This window comes from Bartonella sp. CL70QHWL (genome assembly GCF_042194855.1).
Taxonomy (GTDB): domain Bacteria; phylum Pseudomonadota; class Alphaproteobacteria; order Rhizobiales; family Rhizobiaceae; genus Bartonella.
The window spans coordinates 51,247-66,124 of sequence record NZ_JBHINJ010000007.1 but is presented as its reverse complement, the minus strand read 5'-3'; the positions used below and the strand labels follow the sequence as shown (position 1 = coordinate 66,124).

The window sequence follows — 14,878 nt, the reverse complement described above, 5'->3', positions numbered from 1 at the left end:
AGAAAATAAACTTTGAGGAATGATCATGGCCCTATTACGCTATTTTGGGTTTGCTTTTTTTTTCACGATTATTGGTGTCTTTTTAGGAGGGGTTATTGGTTGGTTTGAAACGGAAAGTATTACTGGTTTTCTTAAATATTTTTTTATTTGCGTTGTTTTGGGAATTTTGGAAATTTCTTTATCTTTTGATAATTCTATTATCAATGCGCGTGTTCTTAGTAGAATGAGTCCATTGTGGCGTCGTCGTTTTCTTATATGGGGCATTTTGATAGCTGTATTTGGGATGCGAATTGTTTTTCCATTATTGGTGGTTGTCGTTGCTGTTGGGATTAATCCAATTGCGGCAGTCAAATTAGCGATATGGGAACCACATCGATATGCTGAAGTTTTAACCGATGCGCATATGGGGATTGCTGCTTTTGGAGGAACTTTCCTTATGATGGTTGGCTTAAAATATTTTTTTGATTCTGAAAAAGAGGTGCATTGGCTTAATGTTATAGAGAGACCTGCTCAAAAGTTTGGGGCGCTTGTTGGAATTGATATTGCAATTGTTTTGATTTTGATCTTATTTGTTTCAGGTCAGATTGACGCAGAAAATAAAATAACTTTTTTATTGGCAGCCCTTTATGGACTTTTGACCTTTATCGGTGTTGAAGTTGTTGGTCATCTCTTGGACACTCCTCAAAAGACTTTAACAACAGTAGCTCACGGGGGAGTAGGGTCGTTTCTTTATTTAGAAGTTCTTGATGCTAGTTTTTCTTTCGATGGCGTGGTTGGTGCTTTTGCCTTTTCACATAACCTTTTTATTATTGCGATAGGTCTTGGTATCGGTGCATTTTACGTTCGTTCTATGACAATTATGTTGGTTGAATCGGGAACATTATTGCATTATCGTTATTTAGAGCATGGTGCTTTTTATGCAATTCTAGTTCTTGCAGTGATTATGTATCTGCAAACGATTATATCGGTTCCTGAAGTTTTAACAGGACTTGTGGGAATCTGTATTATTGGAATGGCATTATATTCTTCGATTCGTTTTAAGAATCGTCAATTGTATAAACATGTTGTGTCTAAGTAATGGAGATTTTCACGCTTTTGTTGATCGCATATCTTTGAGTAAAAAGAGGTCTTTCATGCAAAATAAAATACTATTTTATTGCTTATTTGCGTTTTTTTAAAGTTGAGTTCATTGCATGATACTACCCATGAAGGGAATAATGTACAATCTCTAGGATACTTTTTGACCTAAATATAAGACAGAAAGTTGATGTTATACTTTTTATCAGCTTTCAATATTATGACAAGCTCTTGCATTTAATGGGGCATAAGAAGCATTCTTACTGTTTTTTTGAATGATTTATTCATACATTGATTCTCTTTGTAACGTGTAAGAGAATGTTTTTGAAACAGGTTTGAAATGAGAGAATTTACGATATTCTGGACTCTTACTTAAATATGTGTAAAATAATTTATCCTTTATAAATCAGTGTATTATAATGGTAGATTAGAGAAGGATATTTTAAGAGACCATTAAAAGTTCTATACCAGCTTCGTTCATCGTTTTAAGCATAGTGTTTAGTGATCCGTTTACATCAATACCAGCACAGGCATTTAATGAAACACTGACTTTAAAACCGCATTGCATAGCGTGAAGAGCAGAAAATCCGACACAAAAATCAGTTGCTAAGCCACACATAATGAGCTTAGTAAAACCATGTTCTTTGAGATAAACTTGTAAACCTGTTGGTGTTTTTTGATCATTTTCAAGAAAAGCAGAATAGCTATCCATTTTTTGATTATAGCCTTTTCTAAGGATAAGTTGTGCCTTTTCTACTCTAAGAGATGGATGGAATTCTGCTCCTTGTGTTCCTCGTATGCAATGATCAGGCCAAAGTATTTGAGGACCATAGTCAAGAATGACTGTATCATAGGGCTTTTTTTCAGGATAGCAGGAAGCAAAGCTGCAATGGTTTTTGGGATGCCAGTCTTGGGTTAAGATAACGTGGTCAAAATGATTTATGAGATTATTGACGGCGGGTAAAATAGCATCACCTTGTGGTACGGCAAGTGCTCCACCTAGTAAGAAGTCATTTTGAACATCAATGACGATTAAGGCTTTTTTTTCCATAAATATATTCCTATACGAGATGAGCTTTTATCGTATTTTTAAAAAGCTATATGTCGTCTTGAAGTTTTGAAATGATGTGCTGGATATTGATATTATTTTTATAATTATCAAGCCAAAAGAGGGGGATGGATAAGTTTTTACAATTGGTTTTATAATTTTTTACGAATTGTAACCACGTACCAATGGGAAGTGCACTGTATTCATTTGTTGCTACGTGTTGATGCAAAGCTTTCATGATCATTGGGCTTGGGACGTCAGATCCCATAAGGCGGCGGTCGTTTTGTAAACGTAATTTAAGCCATATCAAGGCAAGGGGTGAAGTCCATTGCTTTCCGTAGCAAAAAATCGATGAAAAAAGAGAAGGATTTTTTACTGCGTAATATAAAGCCCATAAAGCGAGAAAAGAAGGCGCATAGAGAATTGCTTTTCTTTGTGGTACCATATTACATTGATAAGTTGGTTTAATACGATAAAAATACAATGTTATATCTGGTATGGAAAAGAGAGGTAATGTTTGATAACAGGTTTCAGGTACAGCTAAAAAGATTTGCTTTTTGCTTTTTAGGGAGATGTTTTTTTGCATTCAGGACCATACTGGGGCTTGTGAGATTAGAAAAAATGTACCAATATAAAGCGAAAAGCTTTTGATACGATGTAAGTGCTATTTACTGTACAGTTTCAAAAAGCAAAAGCAGTTTTTTCAAAATCCTAATCTTTAATATCGCACAATATAAAGAGAAATTTATGGCACGTCAATTTATCTATCATATGGCTGGGCTTAACAAGTCTTACGGCAATAAAAAAGTTCTAGAAAATATTCATTTGTCTTTTTATCCAGATGCAAAGATCGGTATTTTAGGGCCAAATGGTGCGGGGAAGTCAACTATTTTACGTATTATGGCTGGGCTAGATAAGGAATATACGGGAGAAGCATGGATTTCTGAAGGAGCACGCTGTGGTTATCTACCACAAGAACCTTTGCTTGATGCGAGCAAAGATGTGCGTGGCAATGTAATGGAAGGTGTTGCAGATAAACAGGAAATTCTTGAGCGTTATAACGAATTGATGATGAATTATAGCGAGGAAACGGCTGATGAAAGTGCACAGCTTCAGGACATTATTGACAGTCAGAATCTTTGGGATTTAGAAAGTCAAGTGGAAATGGCTATGGCTGCTCTTGGTTGTCCGCCAGCCGATGGGGATGTAACAAAACTTTCGGGTGGTGAGAAGCGGCGTGTTGCACTTTGTAAATTGCTTTTGTCAAAACCTGATTTATTACTTTTGGATGAACCGACAAACCATTTAGATGCTGAAACGACGGCTTGGCTTGAGAGGCATCTACGTGAATATCCAGGGGCTGTGCTTTTGATAACCCATGATCGTTATTTTCTCGACAATGTAACGGGTTGGATTTTAGAGTTAGATCGCGGTAGAGGTATTCCTTATGAGGGGAACTATTCTGCTTATTTGGGGGCTAAAGCCAAGCGTTTGGCTCAAGAAGGCCGTGAAGAGGCAGCGCGTCAACGTGCTTTATCACGTGAGCAAGAATGGATCGCTTCTAGTCCAAAGGGGCGACAAGCAAAGTCAAAAGCTCGGATTAAGGCTTATGATGAGTTGGTTCAAGCAGCACGTGAGCGCCGTCCTGGAGAGGCACAAATTATTATTCCTATTGGAGAAAGATTAGGACAGGTTGTTATTGAGGTTGATAATCTCTCTAAAGCTTATGGTGAACGTGTATTGATTGATTCTCTTTCTTTTAAACTTCCTGCTGGTGGCATTGTCGGCGTTATTGGGGCCAATGGTATGGGAAAGTCGACCTTGTTTAAAATGTTGACGGGACAGGAACAGCCCGATTCAGGTCAAATACGTATCGGTGAAACAGTTCACATGAGTTATGTGGATCAGAGTCGCGATTCTTTGGTGGGAGATAAAACTGTTTGGGAGGAAATTTCTGGTGGAAATGACATTATTAAATTAGGTAAATATGAGATGAATAGCCGCGCTTATTGCGGGGCTTTTAATTTCAAGGGGGCAGATCAGCAGCAGAAGGTGGCAAATTTATCAGGAGGGCAGCGCAATCGCGTACATTTGGCGAAACTTCTAAAAGAGGGGGGGAATGTGCTTCTTCTTGATGAACCGACAAATGATCTTGATACTGAAACATTAGGTGCATTGGAAGATGCATTGGAAAATTTTGCTGGTTGTGCAGTTATCATATCGCATGATCGTATGTTTCTTGATCGATTGGCAACACATATTTTAGCCTTTGAAGGTGATGGTCATGTAGAATGGTTTGAAGGTAATTTTGCTGAATATGAGGCTGATAAAGTTCGTCGTCTTGGGGCGGAATCTCTTAATCCTAAGCATGCAAATTATAAACCTCTTACACGCTAGAAATTTTTTTCTTATCTCAACTTTGTTGGAATAATAGTGTACTTTATTGCGTTTGTTATTTCATAAATAAAGTGTGTGTACTCTGTGTGAGTTTTTATTCATTAAACAAAGAGTAAGAGACACTTTATGAAATTATGACCTAAATAGGGTTATTCTACTCATGATATATAACCGGTTATTGCTTGTAAAATTGCAATGAAAAGGAGGGGATGAAGAGTATAGTACTATTTCTACGAATGCTCTGGTCATTGAGCATTATTATCTTTACTTAATAAAAATGCAAGCTGGCACTATCATGTTATTTATTTTTTCTCAATGGTATGCAGTTCTTGTTTTGAGGTGGGTATAAAAGATATTTTTATCCATATGTCCCCTCCGTTTATGAGCTGTAAGAGAATGATTTGGATTGATTTATCATGAATAGATTTGAAATGAGAAAAATTTACGGTATTCCGGTTTTTTATTCAAGTTAACAATGAATGAATTATTATTATAAATCAATGCATTCTCATTATAACGAGCTGCAGGGAGATAAGATCTGTTCGTTTTTTACATTAGCCTATTTTTTTCATAGTATGATAAAATAGAGAGAACAAAATAGATGAGAATATGCGTTGTATGCTTGACTTTTTTTCCTATAAACAAATGTTTATAGGAATGTTTAGGGGATAATTATGCAAAAAAGTGCAAGTTTAGATGCAATGATTGTGCTGCTGAAAGCGGTCGCAGAAGTAAGCCATTTACGTGTTCTTACGCTCTTGCGTCATGAAGATTTAACAATTCCTGATTTTATTTTTATTCTTGATCAGTCGCAAGCGTGTATATCACGATATTTACGTTTCTTGTACGAAGCTCGATTGATTGAGCGTTATCAGAAGGGAGATAGCCTTTATTTTAAGCTTTGTCATGATTTTTGGGGTAAAGACATTGTGATGGGTGTTCTTTCGGCTTTGCCAAAGCATGATGTGTTGTTAGCGCATGATTTAGAACGTTTGAAGGATGTCAAAAAGCAGCGTCAAAAAACGAGGAAGAAGCATTTCTTACAAAATACGTTGCAATGGGATGTATTACGGTCATCCTATATGGCAGATCAGGGTGTAGAAAACGCTTTACTTGAAATCATTGGCGATAAACCATTTCAGACGATGCTGAATATTGGAAGAGGTGGAGGCTCTATCTTAAAATTGTTTTCTAATCTTTATACGCATGCGGTTGAAGTCGTGCTTGATAGCAATGTTTTGCACTTGTCTGTTGGAGATACAACTTTTGATTTAGTTATTCTTCATTGGGTTTTACATTTTCTTGAAAATCCTGAAATATTCCTTCATGAAATATCAAGAGTTTTGCGTCCTCATGGCCGTTTATTGATTGTGGATTTTGGTTATCATGAAATTGAGCCTTCATATTCCGATCAAGCGCATATGCGTCTTGGATTTTCGGCTTTACAAATAGAACAATGGCTTAAAAATGCGGGACTTGTTCTAGAACAAACGGTTTGTCTTACTCCTATACAAAATGAAAACAGTGAGGAGGGTATGGTTACGCTTTGGCTTGCTCGTGATCCGCGTTTATTGGTTGACGATATCAAAGATAAACAAGTAGATTTTGCATAAATCGCGTTTGTTAACGTGCTTTATTCTCTGATTTTTCTCAAGGAATAGCGTAGAGATAAAACTTTATTCAATCATTGATAAGCTATTGTTTTTTACATTTGTATTATGTTTTTATATGGGAGTATTGGTGTTTTATAGCGGCGTGTAGGCTGTATAATGAAAGCACTTTTTATAGAGTTAAGCCTATGAGGACATTATTTAAGGTGTCTTGATATCATATTTATGTTATTAGCCAATATATTGATTTTAAAAGATCATTGATTTTTTTAGACTCAATGAGAGGTTTGAATACAGGAATATTTTTTCATTTCAAATTTCCTGTTTCAGAATCTAAAAGAGTCTGTTTGTCTGTTACAAAAGAAGGTATTTATCTTAATGATACCGTTTGTAAAAGAAAATACATCTTTGCGGCTGCAATATGATATAATGCCGCACAATATAATATAGTGAAGGCTCATACCTTCATAAATGTCAAAGGTGGTGTGCCTAATAGATCTTAAAATATTTCTTTAAAACAGGTTCTTAGATAAGAAATGCCTTGGAACTTTTAGTGAGGAGTGCAAAAAGATGCTCTAAAAAGACGAAAAAGTAAAAAGGTGAGACAATGCATGATTTTCATTATTTAAAATACAGCGTTATGAGCGTGTTTGAAAGTCGTAAAGGCAAATGAAGGGGATGGTAAAGATAGCAATAGTTTTATCTTTGGGATTTTATGTTTCTTCCAAAATGAATGATGGCTTTTTAAGATTTCTCAAACAGACGTAAATATTTTTACTCTAATTGGGCATATAAAAGCTAGGATTTTTCACATGGCTCTCATTTTCTCTAATCTTTATTTCAAACATATTGTTATGTTTAGAGCAGGTGTTGATTTACAAGTAATAGAAAAAGTAAAAGCTTGGTAGATGACGCCATAAAATTACTCATAAATTGGTAATGGATTGGAGTGATATTCTGAATTTTAAAAACATTTTGTACAACAACGGTTATAATAACGCATCTGGCTTTACGTTTATTTCTTCCTATAAGCATTCATATATGGTGTTCATCTATGTGTTTTGCATTATATTCATAAAAATAAGATCGGCGATGATCTATGGATAGTCCGTGGCTGAAAGTAGGAAAGAAAAGCGTGATATTACACTAAAGTTTCGTATCTCTTTATCATGAGAAGTTATGAAGGTTATTAAATAAGTCCATTGTTCTTGCCAAACGTATTTTCTTTCTTTTTATGTTTGCCGCTCATCTTATGACGCAGTCCGTGGGTATAGCGTAAAATTGATAGGGCACCATCGTCTTTAGTTTAAGTGAAAGTTGTAAGCCGGCATTATCGTTTTATGTTTTTTATTCATACGCTTCTTCTTGTTTGTGATGTGCGATAGTATGGCTATTCATTGACTCAATAGACGAAGATTGAAAATAAGGGAACCTTACGTTCTTGAGATCTCTCATGTAAATTGTAAATGATGAGTTATGATTGTAAATCAATGAATTGTTTACGTTAGAAGAACAGACTATACAATTTTTTATCACAGAAACTACTGTGTGTATTATTTTACGGGATCATTTAAATGATAGAGATTAAGAGAAAATGTCTGCATTGATTTCGGTTTGTTATGTTAAAATGCGTTAGAGACTGTTGGTTATTGTAAAATGATTTATCGTTATTTGGAATGACGATGGGGCGTGATTCGAAACAAATACCTTCAGAGTTCTCATTTTTTCATAAGATTAAGCAGTTTAAATTCTTCATTGATTTTTACATGAGGGATGTAACAATATTTTAATGATCATTTACAGCAATTTTTTATAAAAATAGATAAGATTTTATTTCTCTAATTTATTGTTTTATATGAATAATTCATAGATTTCTTGCAAGAAGATGTTTTTCATTTTTTACGGTTATTTGTGTAAGATTTTAAAAATCTACGTTTTTCTTTTTGTGGTGATTGCTGTTGGAAAAATGATTCTACTTTTACGTAGTTTGATTTTTATAGGGTGGATACGTAGAAATTACTGTTTTTTTTAAATTATGATCATCAGAGTTATGAAAGAAACTATTTAAAAGTTATAATGATCGTAGATTCTAATTGGTGCTTCTAGAAATAAAATTGCTTCAAATTGGGTCATTTTGAACTTTTTTTGCCTAAATTTAAACATTTTTAAATAATTTATAATTCTTTTATGTTTTTTTGCGTAGAAGATGATAAGAATTTCTTGTTGTTTAAAAAATTTTATTCCATAGCAAGAATATTGCATCGGCTATCTTAGTGGTTGATGTAAGAGGACAATCGGGGAACCTCCTCCCCCCCCCCCGCGTGGATCCCCTAGATTGTCTGGCCTGACTGAGGATTCCCTCAGTCAGGCTTTTTGTAATTATTTTAGGAAATGTAAAGTGTTATTAGGGGGGAAGTGTAAGATCTGTTATTGTTTCGCCTATAGTACCTAAATACATAGAGGGGTGGGTCTTATTGGGCGGAGAGTGTTAGCGTATTCATTTTTAATAATTTGATTTTTCTTTATTGAGGCATTGTTGAATGCTATAAGGGGAATCATAAAAGGAATCTATGTTTGTATTCTGTGATCTTTAGGTAAGAGATAATGGGATCTTTTTCGCATCGTATTATTTTTATTTTATTCGTATTTTTTATTTTTGGCGCTGTCTTTTTTGCTTCTCGAAGTGGTGTTGTTTATCAGTTTTTTTCCGGTCGTTCTTCTTTTTCTTCTCAGAAGCTTGATGTAACAGAGGAGGAGTTGTTAGAGAGATTGTCCGTGTCTTTTCCAGATATTATCAAGCATCTTTCTAAGATGGACCCTCAACAGCAAGAGTTGTTTATTGCGCAGCTGCGTCGTGATGTAATTGCGCTTGCTGCTAAAAGTGGTCAGAGTCGTGAGCAGGCTCAAAAATCTGGTGAAACTGTTGCTATGGCTCTCTCAAAAGCGATTTCTCGTCCTTCCATTGCTAATGCTTATTTTTAGCTATTTTTTAATTGCGCTTTTGGGTTTTAAAGGAGAAAGAGCTTTTCGTGAAGTTTTGAAAAGTGCGAGGAGATAATCAATTTGTAAGATAATTAACAAATTTATCTTACTCAAAAGGTGTGCAGTCGGAGTATAACGGTAATGTTGCAATCATTACAGGAGAGATAGAAAATCTATCAAGGGTATTGGTCAAGTTAATTGCATTATCAATCGCTACAATGACAAAAGCAGTATTGACTATAATAAAATACGTTAATCGCATTTTATATGCCAGTTATTTTTTTATTTGATATGAGAAAATAAAATTTTTTAAAAGGATTTAAGCTTTCTTTGTTCTACGGATTTTAGGATATTTATCCACTTGTATGATTTCTGAAAATGAAGTGCAAGGCTGATAAGGTGATAGTCTGTGACAAAGAAAAAATATTTGAATGAAGGTGAGAGGTCTATTTTTATTTAAAAAGGCTTTGGGGGTATTGAGTTTTCTAACATTTTTCAAAAAAACAGACACAAGTAATTGTTAGGCTTTATTGTAGAGACAAAGACGGATGTAACTTCTTTAGTATATTGTTTTATAATGATAAATTATCATTATTATATTGAATAAGAATCTTAAGAATTGTAAAATTTTCTCATTTTAAATTTATTCATGGTGAAAAAATCAAAATTAGTTTCTAGTACACTACCAGTGGGAGGACTGTGTGGATAACAGCTCTTTTAAAAAGGAATTAAAAAGCTTCTTTGAGACATCTTGAGAGCTAAAAGTCTGTTGCAATATTTTGAATTGGTAAAGAGTATGATGGTTTTAGTATATTTATGAATTTTTTATGTGCGATAATGGGGGGATTTGTTTTGTGATTTGTTGAGGTTTTATCGGATATAAAGAGTGCTGTGGGTGTTTTAACCAGAGAGAAGCGTTGATAGCGGTTTATATTTTTATGAAACTTTCTTGATATTGAGCATCTTCGGTAAAAAGATGCTCTTGTCTCTCTTACTTTGTGGGATTGATCCCAATAAAAAAATTAATAATCTTATGTAAAAAATATTACATCTAGTTAAGATGCTATTTTTTTAATATAAAAATTAAGTGATACAATAGCGATAGCAGCAATTTATAGATTATATCATTTTATTTAATACGCTATAAGATTAACCATAGTTTCTTTATTTTTTTATTTTATGATATAGAGAAATCTATGATTTGTGAATAAAGAGATATTCTTTTGTTACATGATTTTATCTTGAAATTGTCTTACTCTTTCCTTTTTCAAGCCGTTCTTTTGCTTTCTTTTTTTGTATAATACGTTTGCAAATTACTTGCGGCTAGAATTTGAGAATGTTTGAGTGAAGAGAAAGAAAATGCAATTTTTGAAAATCTTGTTAAATACAGCGTGTGCTGTATTTTTTGTATTTGACATAAGTTGGACTCATAGTGTCTTAAATGTTTCGGAATCAGGAGAAGCCTCAGTGATTGTTGCTCCTAAGATTCCTGATCGCCCTTATGAGTTTCTTATTCAGAAACTTGCGAATAAATATAATGTTCCCGTTAATTTAGCACATGCTGTTGTAAAAGTTGAAAGTAATTATAAGGCAGGTATAAAGGGGGCTGCTGGCGAAATAGGTTTGATGCAAATTAAACCCTCTACGGCACGAGGGTTGGGCTTTAGTGGTTCTGTACAGGATTTGTACGATCCTGCGACCAATCTTGAATATGGTATGCGTTATTTGGCACGGGCGTATAAACTCAGTGGTGGAAGTACGTGTGGTACAATCCTTAAATATAACGCAGGTCATGCTGCAAAAAAAATGAATTCCATTTCGGCGAAATATTGCGCAAAAGTGAAAACTTATCTGGCTTCATTAAAATAAAAACATCTGTTGAGAGAGGTTTGTCATAAAATATTTTAAGATGCTATTTTCATTGAGCAGAAAATGTTTTATAAATTAATGCGTCAGTCGGCTGGGCAGCCGCGCTTGTCTGATGCTGAAATATGGCAGGTGAGGAAAGTCCGGGCTCCATGGAAAGACGGTGCCGGGTAACACCCGGCGGGGGTGACCCTAGGGAAAGTGCCACAGAAAGTAAACCGCCTATTTTTATAGGTAAGGGTGAAAGGGTGGAGTAAGAGCCCACCGCGCATTCAGTAATGAATGTGGCAAGGTAAACCCCACCGGGAGCAAGACCAAATAGAAATGACGTGCAAAATTTAATTTGCAGCCGATTTCCGGGCGAGTCATTCGGGTAGGTTGCACGAGGCGGATGGTAACATCCGTCCCAGATGAATGGTTGCCATGTAAAGTGTAAGCTTTACTCTACAGAACCCGGCTTATAGGCCGACTGATATTTCATGATGATACGCGATATTTTATAAGATCAATTATATATGATCTTTTATGGAGTCTATGTGTTTGAAATGGACACTTGAGCAAAGAGTGTTTTAAAAAATTATAACATTTCTTTAAGTATAATGCGTTAGGATCTGTTTTGGGATAACTTTAGTTTTTTCGTTCATTGTGATTAATATGAAAGTTGAAGGCTAGGTTATTCTAAGATCAGTTGCCATGAGAGAGCTGTTGATTTGAGACAGCATAACTTCAAGACGGATTATTTTGATAAATCAGGATCAAAGAGCTGAACGCCATATTCCAGTGTTGTTGCAGCCAGTTTTGACTGGGCTTATGCCATTGGTTGGAGCAAAAGTAATTGATGGCACCTTTGGTGCTGGTGGTTACACGCGCGCTTTGTTAAAGGCAGGGGCACAGGTGATCGCTCTTGATCGTGATCCTCATGCTATCAGTGCAGGACAATCGCTTGTTGAAGAATTTTTTCCACGTCTTCGTTTGGTCCATATGGCATTTTCACAGCTCGATCGTGTCGTTGAAGAGAAGGTGGATGCAGTTATTTTGGATATTGGTGTCTCTTCAATGCAGCTGGATGAAGCAGAAAGAGGTTTTTCTTTTCAAAAAGATGGTCCATTGGACATGCGAATGGCTCAGACTGGTTTTACAGCCAGCGATGTTGTCAATCATTTAAAAGCAAGGGATTTGGCACGTATTTTTAAGATATTAGGAGAAGAGCGTTATGCGGGGCGAATTGCACGGATGATTGAAAAGCGTCGTGTTGTACAGCCTTTTTTGCGTACAGGTGATTTGGCGTATGCTATCGAAGCGTTGATAGGACGTAAACCGGGAGATCGTATTCATCCAGCAACACGTGTATTTCAGGCTCTTCGTATCTATGTTAATGATGAAATTGGTGAATTGGCATGTGGTTTATTTGCTGCTGAACGCGTTTTAAAAGCTGGAGGCCGTTTGGGGGTTGTCAGTTTTCATTCTCTTGAAGATCGTATGGTCAAAAGATTTTTTTCGGCTCGTTCTGGAGAATGTATGAGATCACGCTATCTGCCTGAAATGAAGGCTGCTCCAGCAACATTTTTTCCTTTGTTTAAAGGTGGGATCACGGCAACTAAAGAGGAGTTACAGAAAAATCCTCGTTCACGTTCTGCGAGGTTGCGTATTGGTGTACGGACTGAAGCAGAGGCTCTTGCAGCAGATATGAAATTATTTGGTTTAGCAGAGATTGCCAGTTTTGAAGGCAGCAAAAAATGACAGTTTTTCGTACATTTGATATGATTTTAGTGTTGATTATGATTTGTATGGCAGGACTTACTTATAAGGTAAAATATGATGTTCAAAAACGAATGAACGAAGTTCTTCATCTTGAGCATGAAATTGCTGCAGCAAAAAATACGGTAAGTTTGCTTCATGCTGAGTGGGCTGTGATGATAAGGCCTTCACGCATGCAAAAACTTGCGAAACGTTATCAGAAAGAACTTGGGTTAGAGGTTATACAGCCGCGTCAAATCGTGGAGTTTAAAGACATTCCGGTACAGGTACATGATCAAATTGAAGAAGTGATTAAACAAAATATCTTGGAAGATAATCAGGATATTTTGACAAATAATCGAGCTTCTCAGATCAATAGTGTTGTCCAAAAAGGCGCGCAGTAATGAAATCGACTTTTTTATTCTCACAGAAGAAAAAGCGTTTAAAGAATTCGTTGAATAATCATAATGTTTCTGTTCGTCGTCCCTATTCTAGTCGTCCACGTTTGCTTTTTTCGTTGTTCTGCTTTTTAATTTTATATGGAATCATGGGGGCTTGCCTTATTTCTTATGGGTTGGAAGGTGGACAGATTGAAGAAGCAAAGGGGCCAGGAATACTTCAATTGATGGCACGGCCTGATATCGTTGATCGTAATGGTCGTTTATTGGCAACAGATATTAAAACTTATTCACTTTTTGCTGAGCCACGGCGTATTATTGATGTGGATGAAACAATTGAATTGCTCTCAACAGTTTTGCCTGATCTTAATTGGCAGGAAACCTATAAGCGCTTAAAAAGAAAATCTGGTTTTTCTTGGATACAGCGTGGGTTAACACCAATGCAGAAGACGCAAATTATGGCTCTTGGTATACCAGGAATTGGTTTTCGGACTGAAATTCGTCGTTTTTATCCTGATGGACCTGTAACTTCTCATATTCTCGGTATGGTGAATGTTGATAATCAGGGCATTGCAGGTATGGAAAAATACATTGATGATGCGGGGCTGAGTGCTTTGCGTGCCGCTGGTCTTGCCATGGAAGAATCATTAAAACAAGTTCAGCTTTCGATTGATGTGCGTGTTCAGTCAATTGTTCATGATGAACTTATTCAGGCTATGAAGCGTTATAAGGCAATTGCTGCAGGAGCTGTTATTTTAAATATACATACGGGGGAAGTTTTGGCTTTGGCATCACTACCAGACTTTGATCCTGGAAATCCTGTTGAAGCTTTAAAAAGTGATCGTCTCAATCGGATGACGGCAGGAGCTTTTGAAATGGGATCGATCATTAAAAGTTTTACGACCGCTATGGCTCTTGATTCCGATATTTTTCATTTAAACAGTATTATTGATGCTTCAAAGCCAATAAAAGCAAGTAGTGGCTATACTATTCATGATTTTCATGGAAAAAATCGACCCTTAACGTTATGGGAGGTTTTTATTTATTCTTCTAATATTGGTTCTGCTAAAGAGGCGTTGGCGATAGGGATTGATAAACATCGTGGTTTTTTGCAAAAACTTGGATTACTGGATCGTCTCACAACAGAGTTGCCTGAAGTTGCCCACCCTATTGTGCCAAATCATTGGAAGGATATCCATTCTATGACGATTTCTTTTGGGCATGGTATGGCAACAACACCCTTGCAAACAGCTGTCGGGGCTGCTGCTTTAATGAATGGTGGTTGGTTAATTGCTCCGACATTTTTAAAACGGCCAAAAGAACAAACTTTGCACCATGCAAAACGGGTTTTGCAGGCTAAAACAAGTCAAAATATGCGTTACCTTTATAAATTAAATAGTGATATTGGTTCTGGACGTAATGCAAAAGTTGAAGGTTATCGTGTAGGTGGTAAGACAGGAACAGCTGAAAAAGTTGAAAATGGAAAATATTCTAAAACAAAAAATTTTAATAGTTTTCTTGCTGCTTTTCCTATTGAGGATCCTGCTTATGTTGTTTTAACAATTATTGATGAACCAAAGCCTGCTGAGGGACAGCGTTCAGCAACAGCGGGGATGAATGCTGGACCAATGCTTGCTAATATTGTTCGTCGCACAGCTAGTTTTCTTGGTGTACAACCCGATTTTAAAAAAGAATATGAGCCTCTTTTAAGTAAAAAGAGCAATTCAAGTTTCGTTAAACAACGGTAAAATGAATATAAAGGT

11 protein-coding genes and 1 other RNA gene are annotated in these 14,878 nt (G+C 36.0%); 9 read left to right on the top strand and 3 right to left on the bottom strand.

Translation table 11 applies throughout. The features are described 5' to 3' along the window. The first annotated feature begins 25 nt into the window (after nt 1–25). Entirely contained in the window at nt 26–1,078 is a 1,053-nt protein-coding gene (locus ACFIJZ_RS04725) for a DUF475 domain-containing protein (RefSeq protein ID WP_273790796.1), read from the top strand. 441 nt (nt 1,079–1,519) lie between these two features. On the opposite strand, the gene pncA is transcribed toward ACFIJZ_RS04725, so the two are convergent. Together pncA and ACFIJZ_RS04715 are read right to left on the bottom strand one after the other, a co-directional pair. Then, nucleotides 1,520–2,128 carry a bifunctional nicotinamidase/pyrazinamidase gene (gene pncA / locus ACFIJZ_RS04720; RefSeq protein WP_273790795.1) on the bottom strand — a complete coding sequence of 203 codons (609 nt, stop codon included), beginning with the start codon at nt 2,126–2,128 and terminating at the stop codon, nt 1,520–1,522. Nucleotides 2,129–2,174: 46 nt separating this feature from the next. Further along, nucleotides 2,175–2,711 carry a hypothetical protein gene (locus ACFIJZ_RS04715; RefSeq protein ID WP_273790794.1) on the bottom strand — a complete coding sequence of 179 codons (537 nt, stop codon included), beginning with the start codon at nt 2,709–2,711 and terminating at the stop codon, nt 2,175–2,177. 161 nt (nt 2,712–2,872) lie between these two features. Here ACFIJZ_RS04715 and ettA point away from each other — a divergent pair, with 161 nt between their 5' ends. The 3 genes from ettA to ACFIJZ_RS04700 all read left to right on the top strand — a co-directional run bounded on the left by ettA (nt 2,873) and on the right by ACFIJZ_RS04700 (nt 9,114). Further along, complete coding sequence (gene ettA / locus ACFIJZ_RS04710; protein WP_273790793.1) at nt 2,873–4,522, top strand: energy-dependent translational throttle protein EttA; 1,650 nt, start codon at nt 2,873–2,875, stop codon at nt 4,520–4,522. Between the two features lie 674 nt (nt 4,523–5,196). Then, nucleotides 5,197–6,135 carry a methyltransferase domain-containing protein gene (locus ACFIJZ_RS04705; RefSeq protein WP_273790792.1) on the top strand — a complete coding sequence of 313 codons (939 nt, stop codon included), beginning with the start codon at nt 5,197–5,199 and terminating at the stop codon, nt 6,133–6,135. 2,601 nt (nt 6,136–8,736) lie between these two features. Continuing rightward, a complete protein-coding gene (locus ACFIJZ_RS04700; RefSeq protein WP_375631184.1) occupies nt 8,737–9,114 on the top strand; it encodes a hypothetical protein in 378 nt (125 codons plus the stop codon). A gap of 106 nt (nt 9,115–9,220) precedes the next feature. Here ACFIJZ_RS04700 and ACFIJZ_RS04695 read toward each other — a convergent pair whose 3' ends face one another. Next, nucleotides 9,221–9,376: a hypothetical protein gene (locus tag ACFIJZ_RS04695; RefSeq protein WP_273790790.1), complete on the bottom strand. Its 156-nt coding sequence runs from the start codon at nt 9,374–9,376 to the stop codon at nt 9,221–9,223. Nucleotides 9,377–10,473: 1,097 nt separating this feature from the next. On the opposite strand from ACFIJZ_RS04695, the gene ACFIJZ_RS04690 reads away from it, so the two are divergent. The 5 genes from ACFIJZ_RS04690 to ACFIJZ_RS04670 all read left to right on the top strand — a co-directional run bounded on the left by ACFIJZ_RS04690 (nt 10,474) and on the right by ACFIJZ_RS04670 (nt 14,863). Next, nucleotides 10,474–10,983, top strand: coding sequence for a lytic transglycosylase domain-containing protein (locus ACFIJZ_RS04690; RefSeq protein WP_375631183.1), 510 nt, complete (start codon nt 10,474–10,476; stop codon nt 10,981–10,983). An 83-nt stretch (nt 10,984–11,066) separates the two neighbouring features. After that, an RNA gene (rnpB, locus tag ACFIJZ_RS04685) (RNase P RNA component class A) lies at nt 11,067–11,457 on the top strand. A 264-nt stretch (nt 11,458–11,721) separates the two neighbouring features. Continuing rightward, complete coding sequence (gene rsmH, locus ACFIJZ_RS04680; RefSeq protein WP_273790788.1) at nt 11,722–12,720, top strand: 16S rRNA (cytosine(1402)-N(4))-methyltransferase RsmH; 999 nt, start codon at nt 11,722–11,724, stop codon at nt 12,718–12,720. Then, complete coding sequence (locus ACFIJZ_RS04675) at nt 12,717–13,121, top strand: hypothetical protein (RefSeq protein ID WP_273790787.1); 405 nt, start codon at nt 12,717–12,719, stop codon at nt 13,119–13,121. The genes rsmH and ACFIJZ_RS04675 overlap by 4 nt, the downstream gene beginning before the upstream one ends. Further along, nucleotides 13,121–14,863: a peptidoglycan D,D-transpeptidase FtsI family protein gene (locus ACFIJZ_RS04670; RefSeq protein ID WP_375631182.1), complete on the top strand. Its 1,743-nt coding sequence runs from the start codon at nt 13,121–13,123 to the stop codon at nt 14,861–14,863. Before ACFIJZ_RS04675 ends, ACFIJZ_RS04670 begins: the two co-directional genes overlap by 1 nt. Nucleotides 14,864–14,878: the final 15 nt, after the last annotated feature.

Excerpts from the sequence above, each read along its gene's own strand:
- ACFIJZ_RS04670 (WP_375631182.1), top strand. The coding sequence starts at position 13,121 with ATGAAATCGACTTTTTTATTCTCACAGAAGAAAAAGCGTTTAAAGAAT.
- ACFIJZ_RS04700 (WP_375631184.1), top strand. The coding sequence starts at position 8,737 with ATGGGATCTTTTTCGCATCGTATTATTTTTATTTTATTCGTATTTTTT.
- ACFIJZ_RS04715 (WP_273790794.1), bottom strand. The coding sequence starts at position 2,711 with ATGCAAAAAAACATCTCCCTAAAAAGCAAAAAGCAAATCTTTTTAGCT.
- ACFIJZ_RS04695 (WP_273790790.1), bottom strand. The coding sequence starts at position 9,376 with ATGCGATTAACGTATTTTATTATAGTCAATACTGCTTTTGTCATTGTA.
- pncA (WP_273790795.1), bottom strand. The coding sequence starts at position 2,128 with ATGGAAAAAAAAGCCTTAATCGTCATTGATGTTCAAAATGACTTCTTA.
- ACFIJZ_RS04705 (WP_273790792.1), top strand. The coding sequence starts at position 5,197 with ATGCAAAAAAGTGCAAGTTTAGATGCAATGATTGTGCTGCTGAAAGCG.
- ettA (WP_273790793.1), top strand. The coding sequence starts at position 2,873 with ATGGCACGTCAATTTATCTATCATATGGCTGGGCTTAACAAGTCTTAC.
- ACFIJZ_RS04725 (WP_273790796.1), top strand. The coding sequence starts at position 26 with ATGGCCCTATTACGCTATTTTGGGTTTGCTTTTTTTTTCACGATTATT.
- ACFIJZ_RS04690 (WP_375631183.1), top strand. The coding sequence starts at position 10,474 with ATGCAATTTTTGAAAATCTTGTTAAATACAGCGTGTGCTGTATTTTTT.
- ACFIJZ_RS04675 (WP_273790787.1), top strand. The coding sequence starts at position 12,717 with ATGACAGTTTTTCGTACATTTGATATGATTTTAGTGTTGATTATGATT.